At 67.0% G+C, this 19882-nt stretch carries 21 protein-coding genes; 10 read left to right on the top strand and 11 right to left on the bottom strand.

Going from position 1 to position 19882, the window contains the following annotated elements; translation table 11 throughout:
• Positions 1 to 68 precede the first annotated feature (68 nt).
• The 3 genes from ACZK08_RS02615 (at position 69) to ACZK08_RS02605 (ending at position 4295) form a co-directional block, all read left to right on the top strand.
• Positions 69 to 494 carry a DNA polymerase III subunit chi gene (locus tag ACZK08_RS02615; RefSeq protein ID WP_004154132.1) on the top strand — a complete coding sequence of 142 codons (426 nt, stop codon included), beginning with the start codon at positions 69 to 71 and terminating at the stop codon, positions 492 to 494.
• A gap of 72 nt (positions 495 to 566) precedes the next feature.
• Complete coding sequence (locus ACZK08_RS02610) at positions 567 to 3410, top strand: valine--tRNA ligase (protein ID WP_065182494.1); 2844 nt, start codon at positions 567 to 569, stop codon at positions 3408 to 3410.
• A 63-nt stretch (positions 3411 to 3473) separates the two neighbouring features.
• Positions 3474 to 4295, top strand: coding sequence for an EamA family transporter (locus ACZK08_RS02605; RefSeq protein ID WP_065182495.1), 822 nt, complete (start codon positions 3474 to 3476; stop codon positions 4293 to 4295).
• 75 nt (positions 4296 to 4370) lie between these two features.
• Here ACZK08_RS02605 and rimI read toward each other — a convergent pair whose 3' ends face one another.
• Genes rimI through pssA form a run of 3 tightly spaced genes read right to left on the bottom strand, consistent with a single transcriptional unit; the run spans position 4371 to position 6132 of the window.
• A complete protein-coding gene (gene rimI, locus ACZK08_RS02600) occupies positions 4371 to 4868 on the bottom strand; it encodes a ribosomal protein S18-alanine N-acetyltransferase (RefSeq protein WP_065182496.1) in 498 nt (165 codons plus the stop codon).
• The gene (locus ACZK08_RS02595) at positions 4865 to 5359 is read right to left on the bottom strand and encodes a hypothetical protein (protein ID WP_065182497.1); all 495 of its coding nucleotides are present in this window, start codon (positions 5357 to 5359) and stop codon (positions 4865 to 4867) included. The genes rimI and ACZK08_RS02595 overlap by 4 nt, the downstream gene beginning before the upstream one ends.
• The gene (gene pssA / locus ACZK08_RS02590) at positions 5356 to 6132 is read right to left on the bottom strand and encodes a CDP-diacylglycerol--serine O-phosphatidyltransferase (RefSeq protein WP_053516952.1); all 777 of its coding nucleotides are present in this window, start codon (positions 6130 to 6132) and stop codon (positions 5356 to 5358) included. The genes ACZK08_RS02595 and pssA overlap by 4 nt, the downstream gene beginning before the upstream one ends.
• 80 nt (positions 6133 to 6212) lie before the next feature.
• Here pssA and ACZK08_RS02585 point away from each other — a divergent pair, with 80 nt between their 5' ends.
• From ACZK08_RS02585 to ACZK08_RS02575, 3 genes are all read left to right on the top strand, one after another.
• Positions 6213 to 6590: a DUF4124 domain-containing protein gene (locus ACZK08_RS02585; RefSeq protein WP_065182573.1), complete on the top strand. Its 378-nt coding sequence runs from the start codon at positions 6213 to 6215 to the stop codon at positions 6588 to 6590.
• 460 nt (positions 6591 to 7050) lie between these two features.
• On the top strand, positions 7051 to 8742 hold the full coding sequence (locus ACZK08_RS02580) for a proline--tRNA ligase (RefSeq protein WP_053516953.1): 1692 nt from the start codon (positions 7051 to 7053) through the stop codon (positions 8740 to 8742).
• Between the two features lie 222 nt (positions 8743 to 8964).
• Entirely contained in the window at positions 8965 to 9345 is a 381-nt protein-coding gene (locus ACZK08_RS02575; RefSeq protein ID WP_053516955.1) for an H-NS histone family protein, read from the top strand.
• A 54-nt stretch (positions 9346 to 9399) separates the two neighbouring features.
• Here the strand turns inward: ACZK08_RS02575 and ACZK08_RS02570 are convergent, their stop codons facing one another.
• The gene (locus ACZK08_RS02570) at positions 9400 to 10659 is read right to left on the bottom strand and encodes a threonine/serine exporter family protein (protein WP_065182498.1); all 1260 of its coding nucleotides are present in this window, start codon (positions 10657 to 10659) and stop codon (positions 9400 to 9402) included.
• Between the two features lie 92 nt (positions 10660 to 10751).
• Here ACZK08_RS02570 and ACZK08_RS02565 point away from each other — a divergent pair, with 92 nt between their 5' ends.
• The 4 genes from ACZK08_RS02565 to ACZK08_RS02550 are packed head-to-tail and all read left to right on the top strand — an operon-like array spanning position 10752 to position 14270.
• Complete coding sequence (locus ACZK08_RS02565) at positions 10752 to 11873, top strand: ABC transporter permease (protein WP_053516957.1); 1122 nt, start codon at positions 10752 to 10754, stop codon at positions 11871 to 11873.
• 1 nt (position 11874) lies between these two features.
• Positions 11875 to 12702 (top strand): ABC transporter ATP-binding protein, encoded by an 828-nt coding sequence (locus tag ACZK08_RS02560; RefSeq protein WP_053516958.1) that lies wholly within the window; start codon positions 11875 to 11877, stop codon positions 12700 to 12702.
• 3 nt (positions 12703 to 12705) lie between these two features.
• Entirely contained in the window at positions 12706 to 13632 is a 927-nt protein-coding gene (locus tag ACZK08_RS02555; protein WP_053516959.1) for an MlaD family protein, read from the top strand.
• Positions 13629 to 14270 carry an ABC-type transport auxiliary lipoprotein family protein gene (locus ACZK08_RS02550; protein WP_065182499.1) on the top strand — a complete coding sequence of 214 codons (642 nt, stop codon included), beginning with the start codon at positions 13629 to 13631 and terminating at the stop codon, positions 14268 to 14270. The genes ACZK08_RS02555 and ACZK08_RS02550 overlap by 4 nt, the downstream gene beginning before the upstream one ends.
• An 8-nt stretch (positions 14271 to 14278) precedes the next feature.
• On the opposite strand, the gene ACZK08_RS02545 is transcribed toward ACZK08_RS02550, so the two are convergent.
• From ACZK08_RS02545 to rfbB, 7 genes are all read right to left on the bottom strand, one after another.
• A complete protein-coding gene (locus ACZK08_RS02545) occupies positions 14279 to 14866 on the bottom strand; it encodes an alpha-ketoglutarate-dependent dioxygenase AlkB family protein (RefSeq protein WP_053516962.1) in 588 nt (195 codons plus the stop codon).
• Positions 14867 to 14914: 48 nt separating this feature from the next.
• Positions 14915 to 15547, bottom strand: coding sequence for a CoA transferase subunit B (locus ACZK08_RS02540; protein ID WP_065182500.1), 633 nt, complete (start codon positions 15545 to 15547; stop codon positions 14915 to 14917).
• 1 nt (position 15548) lies between these two features.
• Positions 15549 to 16280 carry a CoA transferase subunit A gene (locus ACZK08_RS02535; protein WP_053516964.1) on the bottom strand — a complete coding sequence of 244 codons (732 nt, stop codon included), beginning with the start codon at positions 16278 to 16280 and terminating at the stop codon, positions 15549 to 15551.
• 90 nt (positions 16281 to 16370) lie between these two features.
• Positions 16371 to 17270 carry a dTDP-4-dehydrorhamnose reductase gene (gene rfbD, locus ACZK08_RS02530; protein ID WP_065182501.1) on the bottom strand — a complete coding sequence of 300 codons (900 nt, stop codon included), beginning with the start codon at positions 17268 to 17270 and terminating at the stop codon, positions 16371 to 16373.
• On the bottom strand, positions 17267 to 17824 hold the full coding sequence (gene rfbC, locus ACZK08_RS02525; protein WP_053516966.1) for a dTDP-4-dehydrorhamnose 3,5-epimerase: 558 nt from the start codon (positions 17822 to 17824) through the stop codon (positions 17267 to 17269). Before rfbC ends, rfbD begins: the two co-directional genes overlap by 4 nt.
• Entirely contained in the window at positions 17821 to 18708 is an 888-nt protein-coding gene (rfbA, locus tag ACZK08_RS02520; protein ID WP_053516968.1) for a glucose-1-phosphate thymidylyltransferase RfbA, read from the bottom strand. Before rfbA ends, rfbC begins: the two co-directional genes overlap by 4 nt.
• A 14-nt stretch (positions 18709 to 18722) precedes the next feature.
• Complete coding sequence (gene rfbB, locus ACZK08_RS02515) at positions 18723 to 19778, bottom strand: dTDP-glucose 4,6-dehydratase (RefSeq protein WP_065175347.1); 1056 nt, start codon at positions 19776 to 19778, stop codon at positions 18723 to 18725.
• Positions 19779 to 19882: the final 104 nt, after the last annotated feature.

Raw genomic sequence — 19882 nt, 5'->3', positions numbered from 1 at the left:
CTGGCCGGCCACCGCCGGTCAGGGCCTCGCCCGGCCAGACCGGGCCCCCGCCTGTTCCGGACCCTGCCATGCCCCGCGCCGACTTCTACCTGATCGCCAAGCCCCGTTTCCTGACCGAGCCGTTGCGCCTGGTCTGCGAGCTGGCACGCAAGGCCAACGATGCCGGCCTGTTCACCCTGGTGCTGGCGCGCGACCAGGCCCAGGCCGAGGAACTGGACGAACTGCTGTGGGCGTTCGATGACGATGCCTACATCCCGCATCAGATCGCCGGCGAGGACATGGACGAGGAAGAAGCGCTGGTGCTGATCGCCGTGCCCGGCACCGAGGCGCCGGCCCGCCCGCTGGTGATCAACCTGCGCGACGACCCCTGGCTGGGCCAGTGCGAGCGCGTGCTGGAAGTGGTCCCGGCCGACCCTGAAGCGCGCGAACCGCTGCGCGAACGCTGGCGCCAGTACAAGGCCGCCGGTTACGACCTGAACAAGCACGACATGTGAGCGCCCCGCGGCCCCCTTGATGGGCCACCCCTGCGCCCTGATCCTTCAACGATTACCTCCTGGTTCCCCCGCATGACCCAACTCGCCTCCAGCTACGACCCGAAGTCCTTCGAGACCGACCTCTACGAGGCCTGGGAGAAGGCCGGCCACTTCAAGCCGTCCGGCCAGGGCGAGCCGTACACCATCCTGCTGCCACCGCCGAATGTGACGGGCACGCTGCACATGGGACACGCCTTCCAGCAGACCCTGATGGATGCGCTGGTGCGTTACCACCGCATGCGCGGCTACGACACGCTGTGGCAGGTCGGCACCGACCACGCCGGCATCGCCACCGAGATGGTGGTCAGCCGCAACCTGGCGCTGGAAGGCAAGGGCGAAACCCGTGACTCGCTGGGCCGCGAAGGCTTCATCGGCAAGGTCTGGGAGTGGAAGCAGCAGTCCGGCGACACCATCGAACGACAGATGCGCCGCCTCGGCACGTCGGCCGACTGGTCGCGCAGCACCTTCACCATGGACCCGCAGCCCTCGGCGGCGGTGATCGAGGCCTTCGTGCGCTGGCATGAGCAGGGCCTGATCTACCGCGGCCAGCGTCTGGTCAACTGGGATCCGGTGCTGAAAACCGCCATCTCCGACCTGGAAGTGGAGAGCGCCGAAGAAGACGGTTTCCTGTGGTCGATCGCCTATCAGCTCGATGACGGCCTCAGCTACGAGCACGTCGAGCGCGACGCCGACGGTAACGAAACCCTGCGCGAGACCCGCGATTACCTGGTGGTGGCCACCACCCGCCCGGAGACCCTGCTGGGCGACACCGCCGTGATGGTGCATCCGGAAGACGAGCGGTACGCGCACCTGATCGGCAAGACCGTGGTGCTGCCGCTGACCGGCCGCCGCGTGCCGGTGATCGCCGATGATTACGTGGACCGCGCGTTCGGTACCGGCGTGGTCAAGGTCACGCCCGCGCATGACTTCAACGATTACCAGGTCGGGGTGCGCCACAGCCTGCCGATGATCAACCTGTTCACTCCGGTGGCGGCGCTGAATGAGAACGCCCCGGAACGCTTCCAGGGCCTGGACCGCTATGAAGCACGCAAGGCCGTGCTGTCCGAGCTGGAAGACCTGGGCATCCTGGTCGAGACCAAGGCGCACAAGCTGCAGGTGCCGCGCGGCGACCGCACCGGCCAGGTGATCGAGCCGTACCTGACCGACCAGTGGTTCGTGAAGATGGACGAGCTGGCCAAGCGCGGCCTGGAGCTGGTCGAAGGTACCGATGGGAAGCCGGGCAGCATCTCCTTCGTGCCGCCGAACTGGATCAACACCTACCGTCACTGGATGGCCAACATCCAGGATTGGTGCATCAGCCGCCAGCTGTGGTGGGGCCACCGCATTCCGGCGTGGTTCGACGCTGCCACCGGCACCTGCTACGTCGGTCGCAGCGAGGATGAGGTGCGGGCAAAGCACGAGCTCGGCAGCGATGTCGTGCTGAACCAGGAAAGCGACGTGCTGGAAACGTGGTTCTCCTCCCAGCTGTGGCCGTTCTCCACCCTGGGCTGGCCGAACGAACAGGCCATGGCCGAGCGTGGCTTCGACCGCTACCTGCCGTCGTCGGTGCTGGTCACCGGCTTCGACATCATCTTCTTCTGGGTGGCCCGCATGATCATGGCCACCGACAACCTGACCGGAAAGATTCCGTTCAAGGACGTCTACTTCACCGGCCTGATCCGCGACGGACAAGGCCAGAAGATGTCCAAGAGCAAGGGCAACGTGCTCGACCCGCTGGACATCATCGATGGCATCAGCATCGATGACCTGGTCGCCAAGCGCACCGGCGGCCTGATGCAGCCGAAGATGGTGGAGAAGATCGAGAAGGCCACGCGCAGGGAGTTCCCGGACGGCATCGCCGCCCACGGGGCCGACGCGCTGCGCTTCACCATCGCGGCGCTGGCCACCCATGGCCGCGACATCAAGTTCGACATGAACCGTGCCGAAGGCTACAAGAACTTCTGCAACAAGCTGTGGAATGCCAGCCGCTTCGCGCTGATGAACACCGAAGGTGCGGCGTTCAGCGGCGTGCCGGCACCGCGTACCGATGCCGAGCGCTGGATCCTTGCACGCCTGGCGGCCACCACCGCTGAAGCGCAGGGCCACTTCGCCGCCTACCGCTTCGACCTGCTGGCGCAGTGCCTGTACGAGTTCGCGTGGAATGCGTTCTGCGACTGGTTCCTCGAACTGAGCAAGCCGGCGCTGAGCGGCAGCGACGCAGCGGATGCCGAAAGCACCCGCCACACCCTGCTGTATGTGCTGGAAGCCCTGCTGCGCCTGCTGCACCCGTTGACGCCGTTCATCACCGAACAGCTGTGGCAGCAGCTCGCCCCGCGCCTGGGCCTGGCCGAAACCACGCTGTCGCTGCGCCCCTACCCGACCGCAGCCGAGTTCCAGGGCGATTTCGCCCAGGCCGAGGCCGACGTCGAATGGCTCAAGGCGGTGATCAGCGCGGTGCGCCGCGTGCGCAGCGAACTGAACGTCGCACCGTCCAGGCTGGTGCCCCTGCGCCTGCAGGCCGGCCAGCAGCAGGATCGTGCCCGCGTCGAACGCTTCAGTGCGTCGCTGTCGTTCCTGCTGAAGCTGGACAGCGTGCAGTGGCTGGGCGAAGGCGAAAGCGCTCCGCCTGCGGCCGCCGCCATCGTCGGTGAGTTGAAGCTGCTGGTGCCGCTGGAAGGCCTGGTCGATCTGGATGCCGAACGTGCACGCCTGGACAAGGAGATCAAGCGCGTGGAAGGCGAGCAGGAGAAGAGCGAAACCAAGCTGGCCCGGTTCACCGACAAGGTGCCGGCTGCGGTGGTCGAGCAGGAGCGCGTGCGCCTGGCCGACTGGAACACCCAGCTGGCCGGCCTGCGCGAACAACGCGCGAAGCTGTAACAGCCGACCGGCGGGTGCGGATCCAGGTCCGCACCCGCCCAGGTCTTTTGGCATCATCAGAGGATGCCGCTTTCGATCTTCCTGCTGGTTCTCGCCGCTGCCGCGCTGCATGCCAGCTGGAACGCCATCGTCAAGCGTGGCGCCGACAAGCTCCTCGGCACCGTGCTCGTCACCGGCGGCGCCGCACTGCTGTCCGCCGCGCTGCTGCCTCTCCTTCCTCTGCCGGACGTGACCAGCTGGCCGTGGCTGGCGGCCTCGGTACTGCTGCAGGTGGTCTATTACGCGCTGGTCGCGCGCTGCTATCAGCAGGTGGACATGAGCCTGGCGTATCCGCTCATGCGCGGTTGCGCACCGATCCTGGTCGCGCTGGCTGGCACCGTGCTCGGCGAATCACTGCCCGCAGCGGCGTGGCTGGGCGTGGCGCTGGTCAGCAGCGGCATCCTGGCCATGGCACTGGGCGCGCGCGCAGGCCAGCTCGGCCTGCCGCTGCTGACGGCGACGATGATCGCAACCTACACCCTGGTCGATGCGCACGGCGCGCGCCTGTCGGGCAGCCCGCTGGCCTACACGTTGTGGCTGTTCCTGCTGTCGGGCATCCCGCTGCCGCTGTGGGCGCTGTACACCCGCCGCAGCGCGGTGCTGACCTATGCGCGCCAGCATTGGCCGCTGGGCCTGGCCGGCGGCGTGGGCACCACCGCGTCCTACGCGATGGCACTGTGGGCGATGACCCAGGTACCGGTCGCGATGGTGTCGGCCCTGCGCGAGTCATCGATCCTGTTCGCCCTGCTGATCTCGGCATTCCTGCTGCGCGAACGGATACCGCGCGTGCGCTGGCTGGCGGCGTCGCTGATCGTCAGCGGAGTGATGGCCCTGCGGCTGGCGTGAGCCACACGTGCCCGCCAAGGTTGGCACCTGCCGCCAGCGCCCGGCCGTACCGGCGGGCAACGCGGCGCATCCCGGTTACAGCGGCGGCATCGTCTGCAGGTCGCCATCGACCAGCTCGATCGCCATCACCACCGCGTCCTCGCGTCCCTGCGCGGCCGGGTAATAGCGCGGACGCCGGCCGATCTCGTTGAACCCTTCGCTGTGATACAGCGCCAGCGCCGGCGCATTGGACGGGCGCACTTCCAGGAACACACGCTGGGCACCGCGATCACCAGCCAGCTGCACCAGCGCACGCAGCAGCTGCCGCCCCAGCCCGCGTGACTGAACCAGCGGATCGATGCAGATGTTCAGCACATGCGCCTCGTCGGCAGCGATGCTCAGCACGCCGTAGCCGAGCAGCTGGCCATCGCGCTCCATTGCCAGACCGGGATAACCCGCACGCAGGCAATCGATGAAAATGCCGCGGGTCCACGGGAAGGGATAGCCACGCACCTCGATCGCCATCACCTCGGCAAGATCGCTCTCGCGCAGCGCCCGCAGGCGCACCGGACCGGGCTGGCTGACCGCACTCACGGCGCGCCCCGCTTGCGCAGGGCGCGCAGCTGCGGCCACAGCGCGCGCTTGGCGGCTGGATCACGGCGCAGCTGCTCCAACGGCCAGCTGTCCATCAGCGCCTGCGTCGCGGCATCGTTCGGATTGCAGCCGGACGCGCGCAGCAGCGCGATCTGCAGGCGATCAGGCAGACGTACCGCCGGCTGCCGGGTGGTGCCCGCCGAGGCTGCGCGTGCCGCCTGCGGTTCGGTTGCCGACACCACGGCGGGCGCGGTGCGAGGCGGCGGCGACGGACTCCGCGGCTGGCGCGGTGCCGGCTCCACCGCTGCCGGTTCGGGCTGGCGTGACGGAGACTGCGCTGCCGGGCTGGCCGCATCGGCGTCGGCCACGCTCAGCTGCAATGCAGCGTCCAGCTCCGCGGCGAGCTGGCCGTCGTGATAGACGGTATAGCCCATCGCCTGCAGCCAGGCCTGCTGAGCCGGTGACCACAGCACGGGCAGATCCTGGCTCACGCGGCCTCGGACTTCTTGCGCAGGCGCTGCACCGCCCACATCACCGGGCCGGACAGGGCATACAGGATGCCCACGGCGAACAGGACGCGCGGCAGGTCGATCACCGCGATCGCGATGGCCATCGGTACCAGTGCCAGGACCAGGAACGGCACCCGGTCGGAACGGGAATCCTTGGCGGCACCGCCCTTGAAGCTCCAGAAGCGGATGCGGCTGACCATCAGCAGCGCAGCGACCAGCGTCACCGCCAGCGCCACATAGCGCAGCTGATTGCCATCCCAGCCCAGGTTGCCATCGGCGAAGGCCCAGACGAACGACATCATCAGCCCGGCAGCGGCCGGGCTGGCCAGGCCGACGAACCAGCGCTTGTCCACCACCGCGACCTGGGTATTGAAGCGGGCCAGACGCAGCGCCGCGCATGCGGCGTACAGGAAGGCCACGGCCCAGCCGACACGGCCCAGCAGGGGATCATCGAATTTCAGCCAGGACAGCGACCAGTGGTACATCACCAGTGCCGGCGCCATGCCGAAGCTGACCAGGTCGGCCAGCGAGTCGTACTGCACGCCGAACTCGCTGCTGGTGCCGGTCAGGCGCGCGACACGGCCATCCAGGCCGTCCATCACCGCCGCCACGAACACCGCGATGCTGGCATTGACGAAATCCCCGTTGGCAGCGGCGATGATCGCGTAGAAGCCCGCGAACAGGCCCGCAGTGGTGAACAGGTTGGGCAGCAGGTAAATCGTGCGCGAACGCGGCGGCGGTGTGATCGGGTCCATGGAATCCAGTTTAATCGACTTGCCAGCGGTCGGTGCCAATGCTGCAATCGGCGTTCTACGCCCATTCCGCGGAGTTTGCCATGCGTGCCCTGTCCTGCCTGGGATGCCTGCTGCTGTTGGCCAGTACCAGTGCCATGGCCGGCCCCGTCTACAAGTGGAAGGACGCCAACGGCGTCACCCAGTATTCGGAAACCCCACCAGCAGGCAGGACCTACGAGACCCGGGCGCAGGCGCGCTCGGCGCCATCGGCTGACAGCGCCGAACGCCCGGCCGCACCCGTACCGGAGCAGTGCAGCACCGCCCGTGCCAACCTGGCCCTGCTGGAGGGCTCCGGCCAGGTGATGCAGGACACCGACGGCGACGGCAAGGGCGACACCGTACTGACCGCGGAGCAGCGCACCGCGCAGAAGGGACTGGCTGAAGCCAGCATCAAGGCCTACTGCCCGGCAGCCAGCTAAGGGGTTGGCAGGGCTGCGCCCTGCACCTGCTTCAGGCAACGGCAACGTCAAATGCCAAAGCGGCTCTGGTTTTCTGCTGGTCTGGCGGGGCGGTGTGGGCTGGCAGGACACGCCGTAAACCCATCCATGGGGCTACATGGAATCAAAAATGGGGTCAGATCCGTTTCCGCAGGAAAACGGATCTGACCCCAAGGCATGTCCTGACAGGTCGCAGAGATCTGTCGAAGGCGGGGTGGGTCCGGTGGCAGGGGTGTGAGCGGCATGGATGCCGCGACCAAGCCCCCATGGACGGGTTTACGGCGTCCCCTGCCACCGGATCCACCCCGCCATCCCACGCGAAGCCCGCTGTTGCTGTGGCAGTTGAAGTTGCCTGAAGCAGGTGCAGGGCGCAGCCCTGCCGATACCCTCCCCCCGCCCGGGCTGGCAGAATAGGGATCTCTGCCGTAGACCGAAGCCGACGATGCGCCTCTCCCAGTTCCACCTGCACACCACCAAGGAAACCCCCAGCGACGCGGAGCTGACCAGCCACCGCCTGATGCTGCGTGCGGGCATGATCCGCAAGCTCGCCTCCGGCCTGTACACCTGGTCGCCGCTGGGACTGCGCGTGCTGCGCAAGGTCGAACGCATCGTACGGGAGGAAATGGATCGCGCCGGCGCCGTGGAGTTCCAGATTCCGACCATCCAGCCCAAGGAGCTGTGGGAGCAGACCGGCCGCTGGCAGAAGTTCGGGCCGCAGCTGCTGAAGATCAAGGATCGCAAGGACCAGGTGTTCTGCTACAGCCCGACCGCCGAGGAAGCCGCATGCGACTTCGCGCGCAGCGAACTGTCCAGCTACAAGCAGCTGCCGGTGAACTTCTATCAGATCCAGACCAAGTTCCGCGATGAGATCCGCCCGCGCTTCGGCGTGATGCGTGCACGCGAATTCCTGATGAAGGACGCCTATTCGTTCCACCTGCACGATGAGTGCCTGGTGCGCGAGTACGAGAACATGAAGGCCGCCTACAGCCGCATCTTCACCCGGCTGGGCCTGGACTTCCGCATGGTGCAGGCCGATTCCGGCGCGATCGGTGGCGACGCGTCGCAGGAATTCCATGTGATCGCCGATTCGGGCGAGGACGCGCTGGTGTTCTCCACCGGCTCGGACTACGCGGCCAACATGGAAGCGGCGATCGCCGCGGAACCGGCACCGCGCGCGGCAGCCGGCGAGACGATGCGCAAGGTCGAGACCCCCACCCAGAAGACCTGCGAGGACGTTGCCGCCCTGCTCGGCATCGCCCTGCAGCGCACGGTGAAGTCGGTGGCGCTGATGACCGCCGAAGGGTTCGTGCTGGTGCTGGTCCGTGGCGACCACGAGGTCAACGAGATCAAGCTGGGCAAGGTTGCCGGCCTGGAAGAGCAGCGCTTTGCCAGCGAAGCGGAGATCGCCGAGTACCTGGGCAGCGTGCCCGGCTTCCTCGGCCCGGTTTCACCGGCCAAGGCGATCCGCGTGGTGGCCGACCGCGAAGTGGCGGCGATGTCCGATTTCGTGGTCGGTGCCAATGAAGCGGGCTTCCACCTGGCTGGAGTCAACTGGGGCCGCGACCTGCCGGAACCGGAAGTGGTCGATATCCGCAACGTGCGTGCCGGTGACCGTGCGCTGGACGGCGGCGAGTTGAAGATCGCCCGTGGCATCGAAGTCGGCCACGTGTTCCAGCTTGGCCGCAAGTACGCCGAAGCGCTGGACGCGACCGTACTGGACGAGAACGGCAAGGCCGCAGTGATGGCAATGGGCTGCTACGGGATCGGCATCTCGCGCGTGGTCGCTGCCGCGATCGAACAGAATCATGACGATGCCGGCATCATCTGGCCGGACGCGATGGCGCCGTGGCAGGTGGTGGTGTGCGTCATCAACCCCAAGGGCGATGCCGCTGTGGCCGAAGCCGCTGCCGGCCTGCTGCAGGAACTGCGCGATGCCGGTCTCGATGCCGCGCTGGATGATCGCGGGCTGCGCCCGGGTGCGATGTTTGCCGACATGGAGTTGATCGGCATCCCGCATCGCGTGGTGGTCAGCGAGCGCGGCCTGGCGGCCGGCACGTACGAGTACCGCTCGCGACGTGCCAGCGAAGCCGAAAGCCTGGATAAGGCTACCCTGCTGCAACGCCTGCAGGGTTGAGTGACCGGACCGGGGCATGCCCCGGTCTTTTTCTTTGTACCGGCGGTGGGCCGGTGAATATGCAGCTGGACATAATCCGGTCAAAATGGTCACGATGCAGTCTGTCCATCGCCATACCCTGACCTGCATGATTTGTACTGGATTTAATTCATCATTATCCTGTGCGCCGACGCCACGGACCGGCTCGTCCCTGTCCCTTATTAGTTTCCGGAGTAACCGTAGATGAGCATCGACCTGACCGGCCTGTCGGCACGCGAGCTGGGCGCATTGATCCGCACCGCGAAAAAGCAGCAGACCATCGTCGCCAAGCGTCGCCCGATCGCCAAGGTGCGGGCCCAGCTGAGCAAGCTGGCCAAGACCGAGGGTTACACCATCGAGGAGTTGTTCGGTACCGCTACCACGGCTGCCAAGCCACGCGCCCGCAAGGCAGCGGCGCCGTCCAAGACCGCCGGCCGCAAGCTCGGCAAGGTCGCCCCGAAGTACCGGAACCCGGCCAACCCGAAGGAAACCTGGACCGGCCGTGGCAAGCAGCCGCGCTGGATGGCCGAGCTGACCGCCAAGGGCAGCAAGAAGCCGGAAGATTTCCTGATCAAGAAGGCCTGAGGCCGGATCGGAAAGAATGAAGAACGCCGGCGCAAGTCGGCGTTCTTCATTCCATCACAACGTCTTGCGCGCCGGCATCAAGAGGTTGCCGAACAGCAGGCCCGCCACCAGCGCCATCACCACGTTGAGCACGGTCAGGAACACGCTCTGGCCGGCACCGACATCCTGCTGCTGGACGAGCGTCAGCACGCCACGCAGGCTGGTGCTGCCAGGGACCATCATGATGATGCCCGGCAGGCGGATGATCGCACCCGGACGCCCGGCCAGCCGACCGAACAGGTTGCCGCCGGCGGTCAGCACCATCGCCGACAGGAAGATGCCTGCCGGTGCCCCCCAGGCGTGCCCGCCAAACTTGGAAATGGCATAGCCGGCCACGGACGCGGCAATCACCCAGGGATAATCGCGACGGCTGGCCTTGAACAGCATCGCGAAGGCGAAGGCCGCGGTCAGCAGCGACCCCCACTCCACCCACGGTCCCTGCGGTCGCGAGGCACGGATCACCGGGTCCAGGCCCAGCACATCGGCCAGGGTCACCGCGATCATCGCGCCGACGCTCAGTTTCATGATCGTGGTCAGCGCACCGGCAAACCGCGCGGTGCCTGACACCCAGTGCTGGCTGGCCAGTTCGTTGACCGCATTGGTCAGCGACATGCCGGGCAGCAGCACCACCAGCGAGGCGATGATCACCGTGTTGAGGTTGAGCGCGCCGACAAACGAAGCGATCAGGGTGGCAACCAGGCCGGCCAGCAGCGCGGCCAGCGCCTCGGCGGCCTCGCGGGTCGCCGGGCGACGGTCGGTGACCATGCCGAGCAAGCCGATCATCAGGCCGATGACACCGGCGGTGGCGATGTCCAGCCAGGGCAGCTTCCACATGCCGGCGACACCGGCCGCGCCGAGCGTGAACGAGAGGATGGTGCGGAGCTTGCCGCGACGGCCGGGATCCTTGTCCAGCTGACGCAGCGCGGTGTGCCCCTGCGCGATGCTCATCCGCCCGTTGGCCACTTCCTCGGCGATCCGGTCGGCGACACTGAGCTTGTGCAGGTCGTTCTCGCCCGGTGCCAGGCGGATCACGCGGGTGATGTCGCTGGAGCCGATCGCCTGGGCCGGGTCGCTGAAGCTGAGGATGATGCCGGTGGGGTTAGACCACGGTTCACAATCGAGATCGAGCTGTTTTGCCAGTGCGACCACGGCCGTTTCCAGACGCTGGGCCGTGGTGCCGTAGCTGTGGAGGCGGCCGGCGATCTCGGAAACGAAGGCCACGCGCTGCGCGTAGGTGGCCTGGGGCGTGGGGATCGTGTGAGCGTCTGCGGACATGCGCCGTAGTATTACCTAGGCCGGGCCCCGCCGGAGGAATTCATCCTGGTTCAACGCGAAGCACAATACAGAACGGTTATGCTGCGACCCGAATGGCCCACGTGACCCAGAACCTCGCCCCCCAGCTCGAACAGGACGCCCACGACCCCGGGCTGATCCGCCTGTCCGGCCACTGGACCTTGAAGACCGCGCTGGCCGCGGCCGAGGTGCTGCGCGCCGTTCCCGACAAACTGACCGGCATTGACGCCACGGGCATCGAGCAGCTCGATTCGGCCGGCGTACTGCAGCTGTTGCGCGTGGCCCATCGCGCCGACCTCGGCGAGGATGCGCTGCAGTTCCGGCCGGATCACCAGGCACTGGTGTGCACCATCGAGGAAGTGGCCGACGACCGGCCCAAGCCCAAGCGCGACTTCGGCGTGCTGGCCGCGCTGGAACGGCTGGGCGTCAGCATGCATGGCACCGGCCACAACATCGTGGCCCTGGCCAGCTTCCTCGGCGAGGCGATGGTCAAGACCGCTCGCCTGGTCAAGCAGCCGCGGCGCTTCCGCCTCACCGCCACCGTGCATCAGATGGAGCAGGTGGGCCTGGACGCCGTGCCGCTGGTGGCGCTGCTGTCCTACCTGGTCGGTGCGGTGATCGCGTTCCTGGGCTCGACCATCCTGCGCGACTTCGGCGCGGAGATCTACGTGGTCGAGCTGGTCAACATCGCCTTCCTGCGCGAGTTCGCCGTGCTGCTGACCGCGATCGTGCTGGCCGGCCGCACGGCAAGCGCGTTCACCGCGCAGATCGGCGCGATGAAGGCCCGCGAGGAGATCGATGCGATGCGCACGCTGGGCCTGGACCCGATCGACCTGCTGGTACTGCCGCGCCTGTTCGCGCTGCTGGTGACCCTGCCGCTGCTGACCTTCATCGCGATGATTGCCGGCCTGGCCGGCGGCATCACGGTCGGCGCGTTCGATCTGGACATTCCGCCGCAGATGTACATCGCGCGGATGCACGACACGATGGAGGTGCGGCACATGCTGGTCGGCCTGTCCAAGGCGCCCGTCTTCGCGGTGGTGATCGGCCTGATCGGCTGCCTGGAGGGCCTGAAGGTCACCGGCACCGCGCAGTCGGTCGGCGAGCGCACCACATCCAGCGTGGTGCAGACCATCTCGCTGGTGATCATCATCGACGCCTTTGCGGCGTTGTGGTTCATGCATATGGACTGGTGACATGAACACGACCTCCGGTTCCGGCACCTTCGAGATGCGTGATGACGATGGCCATGACCTGGCCATCCGCGTGCGCGGGCTGGTCAACCGCTTCGGCAGCCAGACCGTCCATGAGGACCTCGACCTGGACGTGCGGCGCGGCGAGATCCTCGGCGTCGTCGGCGGCTCGGGCACCGGCAAGTCCGTGCTGATGCGCTCGATCCTGGGCCTGCGCGTGCCGGATGAAGGACAGATCGAAGTGCTCGGCCGCGATGCGCGTGCCGACGATGCCGAAAGCCGGCTGCATATCGAGCGCAACACCGGCGTGCTGTTCCAGGATGGCGCGCTGTTCTCCTCGCTGACCGTCGGCGAGAACGTGCAGGTTCCGCTGAAGGAGCATCATCGCGACCTTCCCGAACGCTGGCACTACGAGCTGGCACTGCTGAAGGTGAAGCTGGCCGGCCTGCCCGCCGATGCGATCAACAAGCTGCCCTCGCAGCTGTCCGGCGGCATGCGCAAGCGTGCCGGCCTGGCCCGCGCGCTGGCACTGGACCCGCCGCTGCTGTTCCTGGACGAACCGACCGCCGGCCTGGACCCGATCGGCGCGGCGGCCTTCGACCGGCTGATCAAGACCCTGCAGGAAGCGCTGGGCCTGACCGTGTTCCTGATCACCCATGACCTGGACACGCTTTACGCCATCTGCGACCGCGTCGCCGTGCTGGCCGACCACAAGGTGATCGCCAACGCACCGCTTGCGGAAATCGAGAAACTGGATCATCCGTGGATCCAGGAATACTTCCACGGACCACGTGCGCGTGCCGCGCGTGGTGAACAGATCGAGAGTGCCTGAGCCATGGAAACCAAAGCCAACTACGTGCTGATCGGCGCGTTCACCCTGATCACCGGCCTGGCCCTGCTGGCCTTCGGCCTGTGGGCGGCCAAGTACTCATCCGACCGCACCTGGCAGGAATACCGCGTGGTGTTCCGCGAGGCGGTGACCGGCCTGTCGGTCGGCAGCCCGGTGCAGTACAACGGCATCGCGGTCGGCTCGATCATCGAGCTGAACCTGGTACCGGACGATCCGCGCCAGGTGGTGGCGCGCATCCGCCTGAACTCCACCACGCCGGTGAAGACCGATACCCGTGCCAAGCTGGCGATCACCAGCCTGACCGGTCCGTCGATCATCCAGCTCAGCGGCGGCACGCCGCAGTCGCCGGCACTGACCACGGTCAACAAGGACCCGGCGCCGATCATCCCGACCACGCCTTCGGCACTGCAGAACATCACCGATGTGGCCAACCGCATCGTCGAGCGCATGGACCAGATCCTCAGCGATCGCAACGTGGCGTCGATCAACGCGACCCTGGCCAACCTGGAAACCATCAGCGGCGGACTGGCCGACCGCGACCAGGGCACACAGGCGCTGCTGCTCAGCGCGCGCGATGCCGCACGCAGCCTGGACACCACGCTGAAGACCACCAACGGCACCATCGAGCGCCTCGACAGGAACCTGGTGCAGCAGCTGCCGGGCATCATCGACAAGCTCGACGCTACCCTGGTCAAGCTCGATTCGGCTGCCGGCAATGCCGATTCGATCCTTGGCGAGAACCGCGCCGCGATCAACAGCTTCGCCAATGACGGGCTCGGCCAGCTGGGCCCGACCCTGACCGAACTGCGTGGCCTGATCCGCGACCTGCGCCGGGTCAGCGACCGCCTCGAGAACAACCCCGCGCGCTATCTGCTCGGCCGCGATGCCCCGAAGGAGTTCGAACCCAAATGAGCCCGATCCTCTTCCCGCGCCTGCTGCTGCCAGGCCTGGCCCTGGCGCTGCTGTCGGGCTGCTCGATCCTCGGCAGCGGCGACAAGAATCCCGTCACCCTGTACTCGCCTGCCGTGCAGGTGAAGGTCGATCCCAGCTGGCCCCAGGTCGCCTGGCAGCTGGTGCTGGCCAAACCCAGCGCGGCGCGCATGGTCGACAGCCCGCGCATCAACGTGCGTCCCACGCCATCGGAGCTGGAGATCTACAGGGGCGCCAGCTGGGCCCAGCCGGCCACCGACATGATCGAGGACACGCTGCTGCGCGGTTTCGAGGACTCCGGCCGCATCAACGGCGTGGCCCGCACCGCCGCCGGTATCCGCGCCGATTACAAGCTGTCCACGGACATCCGTCGTTTCGAATCGGACTACCAGGGCCAGACCACGCCGACGGTGGTGATCGAACTCAATGCCAAGCTGATCCACGTGGCCGACCAGCGCGTGGTCGCTGATCGCACCTTCCGTCAGGCGCAGCCCGTTGGCAGTACCGATGTGCCGGCGGTTGCGGCGGCGTTCGAACGTGGCCTGCAGCAGATCGCGCAGGACGTGGTCGGCTGGACGCTGGTCAGTGGGCAGAACGACAGCGCCGCAGCACCGCGCTGATCCCTCGCTCAGCGCGGCGTGATCCAACGGAATGTCAGGTTGATCCGCTCGCCCTGGGCCCGCGCCATCTTCGGCAACGCGTGCTGATAGAAGCGCTGGGTGCTGCCGGCCATCAACAGCAGATCGCCATGGCCCAGCAGGAACTCCGCCTTGCGTGCCGGCTCGTCGCGTCGTCGCAGCAGGAAACGCCGCGCCGCACCCAGGCTCAGTGAAGCGATCACCGGCGCCGGTCCCAGTTCGGGTTCGTCGTCGCTGTGCCACCCCATGTAATCGCCACCATCGCGGTATCGATTGAGCAGCACGCTGTTGAACCGGCCGATACCCTCTTCCTGCAATCGCACGCGCAGCGCCTGCAAAGCCGGCAGCCAGGGCCGCGGGACGAACTCGGCGCCGGAATACCGGTAGCGCGCCTGCGGATCGCCGATCCAACTGCTCAGCCGCGGCGAATCCACCCAGTGACCGAACATCCGGATGCGGTGCACATCCCAGGCCACCTGTTCGCCCAGTGTCCGCTGCAGCGCATCCGCCCGATCCGGCAGCAGCCAGCCCGGAACATGACGGACGTCGGCATCGGGCAGCTCGTGTGGAAACAGCATCGGGATCGCCAGGCAGTGTCGGGGCGGCACGAGGCCGCCCCGCCGGACTCAGGCACGCCGGAACGGCACGCCGGTCTTTTCCTTCAGTTCGTCCTCGCCAACCCCCGGCGCGGTCTCCACCAGCAGCAGACCGGCATCGGTCACGTCGAACACAGCCAGATCGGTGATGATGCGGTCGACCACGCCCACGCCGGTCAACGGCAGCGTGCATTCGGCCAGCACCTTGTGCTCGCCGTTCTTCGCGGTGTGCTCCATCAGCACCACCACGCGCTGCACGCCGGCCACCAGGTCCATCGCGCCGCCCATGCCCTTGACCATCTTGCCGGGCACCATCCAGTTCGCCAGATCGCCCTTGTCGGTCACCTGCATCGCGCCAAGAATGGCCAGGTTGATGTGGCCGCCACGGATCATGGCGAAACTGTCATGGCTGCCGAAGTAGCTGGCACCGGCGCGCGCGGTCACGGTCTGCTTGCCGGCGTTGATCAGGTCGGCATCGACCTCGGCTTCGGTCGGGAACGGGCCGATGCCAAGCAGGCCGTTCTCGGATTGCAGCCACACGTCCACGCCTTCGGGAATGTGGTTGGCGACCAGGGTCGGCAGGCCGATGCCCAGGTTCACATAGGCACCGTCGGTCAGTTCACGGGCGGCGCGGGCCGCCATCTCATCGCGGGTCCACGCCATGTCAGTTGCCCTCCGCACGCACGGTGCGCTGCTCGATTCGCTTTTCAGGATGCGCGTTGTGCACGATGCGATGAACATAGATCCCCGGCAGATGCACCTGGTCCGGATCAATCGCACCGACCGGCACCACCTCTTCCACTTCGGCGATGCACACCTTGCCGGCCATCGCGCAGGCCGGATTGAAATTGCGCGCGGTCTTGCGGAACACCAGGTTGCCGGCTTCGTCGGCCTTCCACGCCTTCACCAGGGCAACGTCGGCACGCAGCGCGGTTTCCAGCACATAGTGCCTGCCGTCGAATTCGCGGGTCTCCTTGCCTTCGGCCACCACCGTGCCGTAGCCGGTGGCAGTGAAGAAGGCAGGAATTCCGGCGCCGCCGGCACGCAGGCGCTCGGCCAGGGTGCCCTGTGGATTGAATTCCAGCTCCAGCTCACCGGCCAGGAACTGGCGCTCGAACTCCTTGTTCTCGCCCACGTACGACGAAATCATCCTGCTGATCTGGCGTGTTTCCAGCAGCTGGCCCAGGCCGAAGCCATCGACACCGGCGTTGTTGGAGATCACGGTCAGGCCCTTGACTCCACTGTCGCGCAAGGCTGCGATCAGTGCCTCGGGTATGCCACACAGGCCGAAGCCGCCGACGGCCAGTGTCTGGCCATCGGCGACCACGCCCTCCAGCGCCTGGGCCGCGCTGGCATAGCGCTTGCTGCGCTTGCCGCCGGTATTGGACTTGTCCATCGCTTTGCTGTCCCACACGGTAAGGATGCCCGCATTCTAGCGGCACACCCGCGTCCGGCTGGGATGCGCCGCAGCAATTGCGGCGTGCCCTCAGCCGCGCGCGATCGCGGCCATGACCTGCTTCAGGCCGTCCTGCCACGGCGGCAGCACGATGCCCAGCGCCCGCTGCAGGGCCCTGTTGTCCAGCACCGACCAGGCCGGCCGCCGCGCCGGGTTCGGATATTCGGCACCCGGAATCGCTTCAACCACCGGCACCCTGTGCAGGACACCGGTTGCCAGCGCTTCGGCGAAGATCGCTTCAGCGAAGCCGTGCCAGCTGGTCTGGCCACTGGCGGTGAGGTGCCAGGTGCCGGAGAGCGCGGCAGGATGCTGCAGCGCGAGCGCGGTGACATCGGCGATCAGCGCAGCCGGCGTCGGCGTGCCGATCTGGTCGGCCACCACACGCAGATGGTCGCGCTCTGCGCCGAGGCGCAGCATCGTGCGCAGGAAGTTCGCGCCGTGCTCGGCATACACCCATGCGGTACGGAAGATCAGGTGGCGGCCACCGGCAGCGCGCACGGCGTCTTCGCCATCGCGCTTGCTGGTGCCATACACACCCAGCGGCGCGGTCGGCTCGTCCTCGCGATAGGGCGCGGAACCTTCGCCGTCGAACACGTAGTCGGTGGAGTAATGCACGAACGGCACGCCCTGCGCCTGGCACCAGCGCGCGATCACGCCCGGGGCCTGCGCATTGGCGGCGAAGGCGGCCTCGATGTCCCGCTCGGCGCGATCCACGGCGGTATAGGCCGCCGCATTGACCACCACCGATGGCTGCACGCGATCCAGCAGCGCCGGCAGGCTCCCGGGCTGGCCGAAGTCCGCCGTCTCGCAGGGGCTGCCATCAGGCAGCCGGCCACTGCGGGTGGTGGCGACCACCGGCCCCAACGGCGCCAGCGCGCGCAGCAGCTCCTGGCCGACCTGGCCGTTGCCACCCAGCACGAGAACCGTCATGGCGCGAAGACCGGCAGACGTTCCTCGGCGATGTCCTTCAGGAACGGCGCATGTTCGTCCTTGGGCGAGAGCGTCGGTGCGCCCACCGGCCAGTCCACTGCGATGTCCGCGTCGTTCCAGCGCACTCCAGCATCGGCTTCCTTCACGTACACATCGGTACACAGGTAGTGGAACAGCGCGGTGTCGGACAGCACGGCAAATCCGTGCGCGAAGCCTTCCGGAATCCAGAACTGGCGCTTGTTCTGCGCGCTCAGCACCACTGCTTCCCACTGGCCGAAGGTGGGCGATCCGCGGCGGATATCGACGGCCACGTCGTACACCTCGCCTTCCAGCACGCTCACCAGCTTGCCCTGCGGTCGCGGCCACTGGTAATGCAGGCCGCGCAGCACGCCCTTGCTCGATGAGGAGACATTGCTCTGCACGAAGCGGTCGGGCAGGCCCAGCTGGCCGAATCGCGCCGCATTCCAGCCTTCGAAGAAGAAGCCGCGCTCGTCACCAAACACCGCCGGTTCAATCACCACGCATCCCGGCAACCGGGTTTCAATCACTTTCACGGAACCACTCCACGCAATGCGAGTGTGTGCAGGTACTGGCCGTAGCCATTCTTGATCAACGGGGCAGCCAGCGCTTCCAGCTGCTCGGCATTGATCCAGCCCTGCCCGAACGCCACTTCTTCCGGACAGCAGACCTGCAGGCCCTGGCGCGTCTGGATGGTCTCGATGAAGTTGGACGCTTCCAGCAGCGACTGGTGAGTGCCGGTATCCAGCCATGCATAGCCACGCCCCAGCGCCTCCAGATGCAGGCTGCCCGCACCGAGATAGCGCTGATTGAGATCGGTGATTTCCAGCTCGCCGCGCGGCGAAGGCCTCAGCTCGGCCGCATAATCGCTGGCGTTGCCATCATAGAAATACAGGCCGGTGACCGCGTAGTTGGAACGCGGGTTCTGCGGCTTTTCGACCAGGCCGACAACCCGGCCGTCCTTGTCGAATTCGGCCACGCCGTAACGCTCGGGATCGTTGACCCAGTAGCCGAACACGGTCGCGCCATCGGTGCGGGCGTCGGCCCGCCGGAGCACGTCGCGCAGGCCGTGGCCATGGAAGATGTTGTCGCCGAGGACCAGGCAGCTGGGCTTGCCGGCGACGAACTCGCGGCCGATCAGGTACGCCTGCGCCAGCCCATCCGGACTGGGCTGCACGGCGTACTGGATGTCCATGCCCCACTGCGAGCCATCACCCAGCAGCTGCTGGAACAGGGCCTGCTCATGCGGGGTGTTGATGATCAGCACTTCCCGGATGCCGGCCAGCATCAGCACGCTGAGCGGGTAGTAGATCATCGGCTTGTCGTACACGGGCAACAGCTGCTTGCTGACGCCCTTGGTGATCGGATACAGCCGGGTGCCGGTTCCGCCGGCGAGGATGATGCCCTTGCGCTGGGTCATGACGTCTCCTGGGTTCAGGCCGTAGTGCCGATGCGCTGCAGGCGGTAGCTGCCGTCAAGCACGCCCTCGACCCAGTCCTGGTTCTCCAGGTACCAGTCAACAGTGAAGGCGATGCCCTGCTCGAACGTGTGCGCCGGCTGCCAGCCCAATTCGTTCTTCAGCTTGCTGGCATCGATCGCATAGCGACGGTCATGGCCGGGGCGATCGGCAACATGGGTGATCTGGCTGCTGCGCGGCTGCCCGTCAGCGCGCGGACGGCGCTGGTCCAGCAGGGCGCAGATCGCATGCACCACCTCGATGTTCTGCCGTTCCGAATTGCCGCCCACATTGTAGGTCTCGCCCACCCGGCCCTTGGCCAGCACGGTGCGGATCGCCTCGCAGTGATCTGACACGAACAGCCAGTCACGCACCTGCCTGCCGTCGCCGTAGACCGGCAGCGGTTCGCCGGCCAGCGCCTTGGCGATCACCAGCGGGATGAGCTTTTCCGGGAAGTGGTAGGGGCCGTAGTTGTTGGAGCAGTTGGTGGTCAGCACCGGCAGCCCGTAGGTGTGGTGGAACGCACGCACCAGGTGATCGGACGCGGCCTTGGACGCCGAGTACGGCGAGTTCGGCGCGTACGGGGTGGTCTCGCTGAACGCGCCGGTCTCGCCCAGCGTGCCGTACACCTCGTCGGTGGACACATGCAGGAAGCGGAACGCTGCGCCGCGCTCGGCCGGCAACGCCTTCCAGTAGTCGCGCACCGCTTCGAGCAGGCCCAGGGTCCCCACCACATTGGTCTGGATGAAGGCCCCGGGGCCATCGATGGAGCGGTCGACGTGGCTCTCGGCCGCGAAGTTCAGCACCGCATCGGGCTGATGCTCGGCGAGCAGGCGGGCGACCCGCTCACGGTCGCCGATGTCCCCGTGCACGAACACGTGGTCCGGATTACCTTCCAGGCTGGACAGCGTCTGCAGGTTGCCGGCGTAGGTCAGTGCATCGAGGTTGACGACCTTGACGCCACGGGCCACGGCCTCGAGGACGAAATTGCCGCCAATGAACCCGGCGCCGCCGGTGACAATCCAAGTTGGCACTACCCGTTACTCCTGTTCGATCAAGGCTCCCGCGCCGCCTGGCAGTCGGGTGCAGCGCAGCAGGATACATCGGGCCCACCTTTACCACTGCCTCTGACGGGTGA

This window comes from Stenotrophomonas sp. 112478_Sma, from assembly GCF_056479905.1.
This window is presented reverse-complemented; position numbering and strand designations above follow the sequence as displayed.

Excerpts from the sequence above, each read along its gene's own strand:
- ACZK08_RS02610 (WP_065182494.1), top strand. The coding sequence starts at position 567 with ATGACCCAACTCGCCTCCAGCTACGACCCGAAGTCCTTCGAGACCGAC.
- ACZK08_RS02580 (WP_053516953.1), top strand. The coding sequence starts at position 7,051 with ATGCGCCTCTCCCAGTTCCACCTGCACACCACCAAGGAAACCCCCAGC.
- rfbA (WP_053516968.1), bottom strand. The coding sequence starts at position 18,708 with ATGACCCAGCGCAAGGGCATCATCCTCGCCGGCGGAACCGGCACCCGG.
- ACZK08_RS02555 (WP_053516959.1), top strand. The coding sequence starts at position 12,706 with ATGGAAACCAAAGCCAACTACGTGCTGATCGGCGCGTTCACCCTGATC.
- ACZK08_RS02565 (WP_053516957.1), top strand. The coding sequence starts at position 10,752 with ATGGCCCACGTGACCCAGAACCTCGCCCCCCAGCTCGAACAGGACGCC.
- pssA (WP_053516952.1), bottom strand. The coding sequence starts at position 6,132 with ATGGACCCGATCACACCGCCGCCGCGTTCGCGCACGATTTACCTGCTG.
- rfbD (WP_065182501.1), bottom strand. The coding sequence starts at position 17,270 with ATGACGGTTCTCGTGCTGGGTGGCAACGGCCAGGTCGGCCAGGAGCTG.
- ACZK08_RS02585 (WP_065182573.1), top strand. The coding sequence starts at position 6,213 with ATGCGTGCCCTGTCCTGCCTGGGATGCCTGCTGCTGTTGGCCAGTACC.
- ACZK08_RS02540 (WP_065182500.1), bottom strand. The coding sequence starts at position 15,547 with ATGGCGTGGACCCGCGATGAGATGGCGGCCCGCGCCGCCCGTGAACTG.
- ACZK08_RS02550 (WP_065182499.1), top strand. The coding sequence starts at position 13,629 with ATGAGCCCGATCCTCTTCCCGCGCCTGCTGCTGCCAGGCCTGGCCCTG.
- ACZK08_RS02605 (WP_065182495.1), top strand. The coding sequence starts at position 3,474 with ATGCCGCTTTCGATCTTCCTGCTGGTTCTCGCCGCTGCCGCGCTGCAT.
- ACZK08_RS02570 (WP_065182498.1), bottom strand. The coding sequence starts at position 10,659 with ATGTCCGCAGACGCTCACACGATCCCCACGCCCCAGGCCACCTACGCG.
- ACZK08_RS02575 (WP_053516955.1), top strand. The coding sequence starts at position 8,965 with ATGAGCATCGACCTGACCGGCCTGTCGGCACGCGAGCTGGGCGCATTG.
- ACZK08_RS02615 (WP_004154132.1), top strand. The coding sequence starts at position 69 with ATGCCCCGCGCCGACTTCTACCTGATCGCCAAGCCCCGTTTCCTGACC.
- ACZK08_RS02535 (WP_053516964.1), bottom strand. The coding sequence starts at position 16,280 with ATGGACAAGTCCAATACCGGCGGCAAGCGCAGCAAGCGCTATGCCAGC.
- ACZK08_RS02560 (WP_053516958.1), top strand. The coding sequence starts at position 11,875 with ATGAACACGACCTCCGGTTCCGGCACCTTCGAGATGCGTGATGACGAT.
- ACZK08_RS02545 (WP_053516962.1), bottom strand. The coding sequence starts at position 14,866 with ATGCTGTTTCCACACGAGCTGCCCGATGCCGACGTCCGTCATGTTCCG.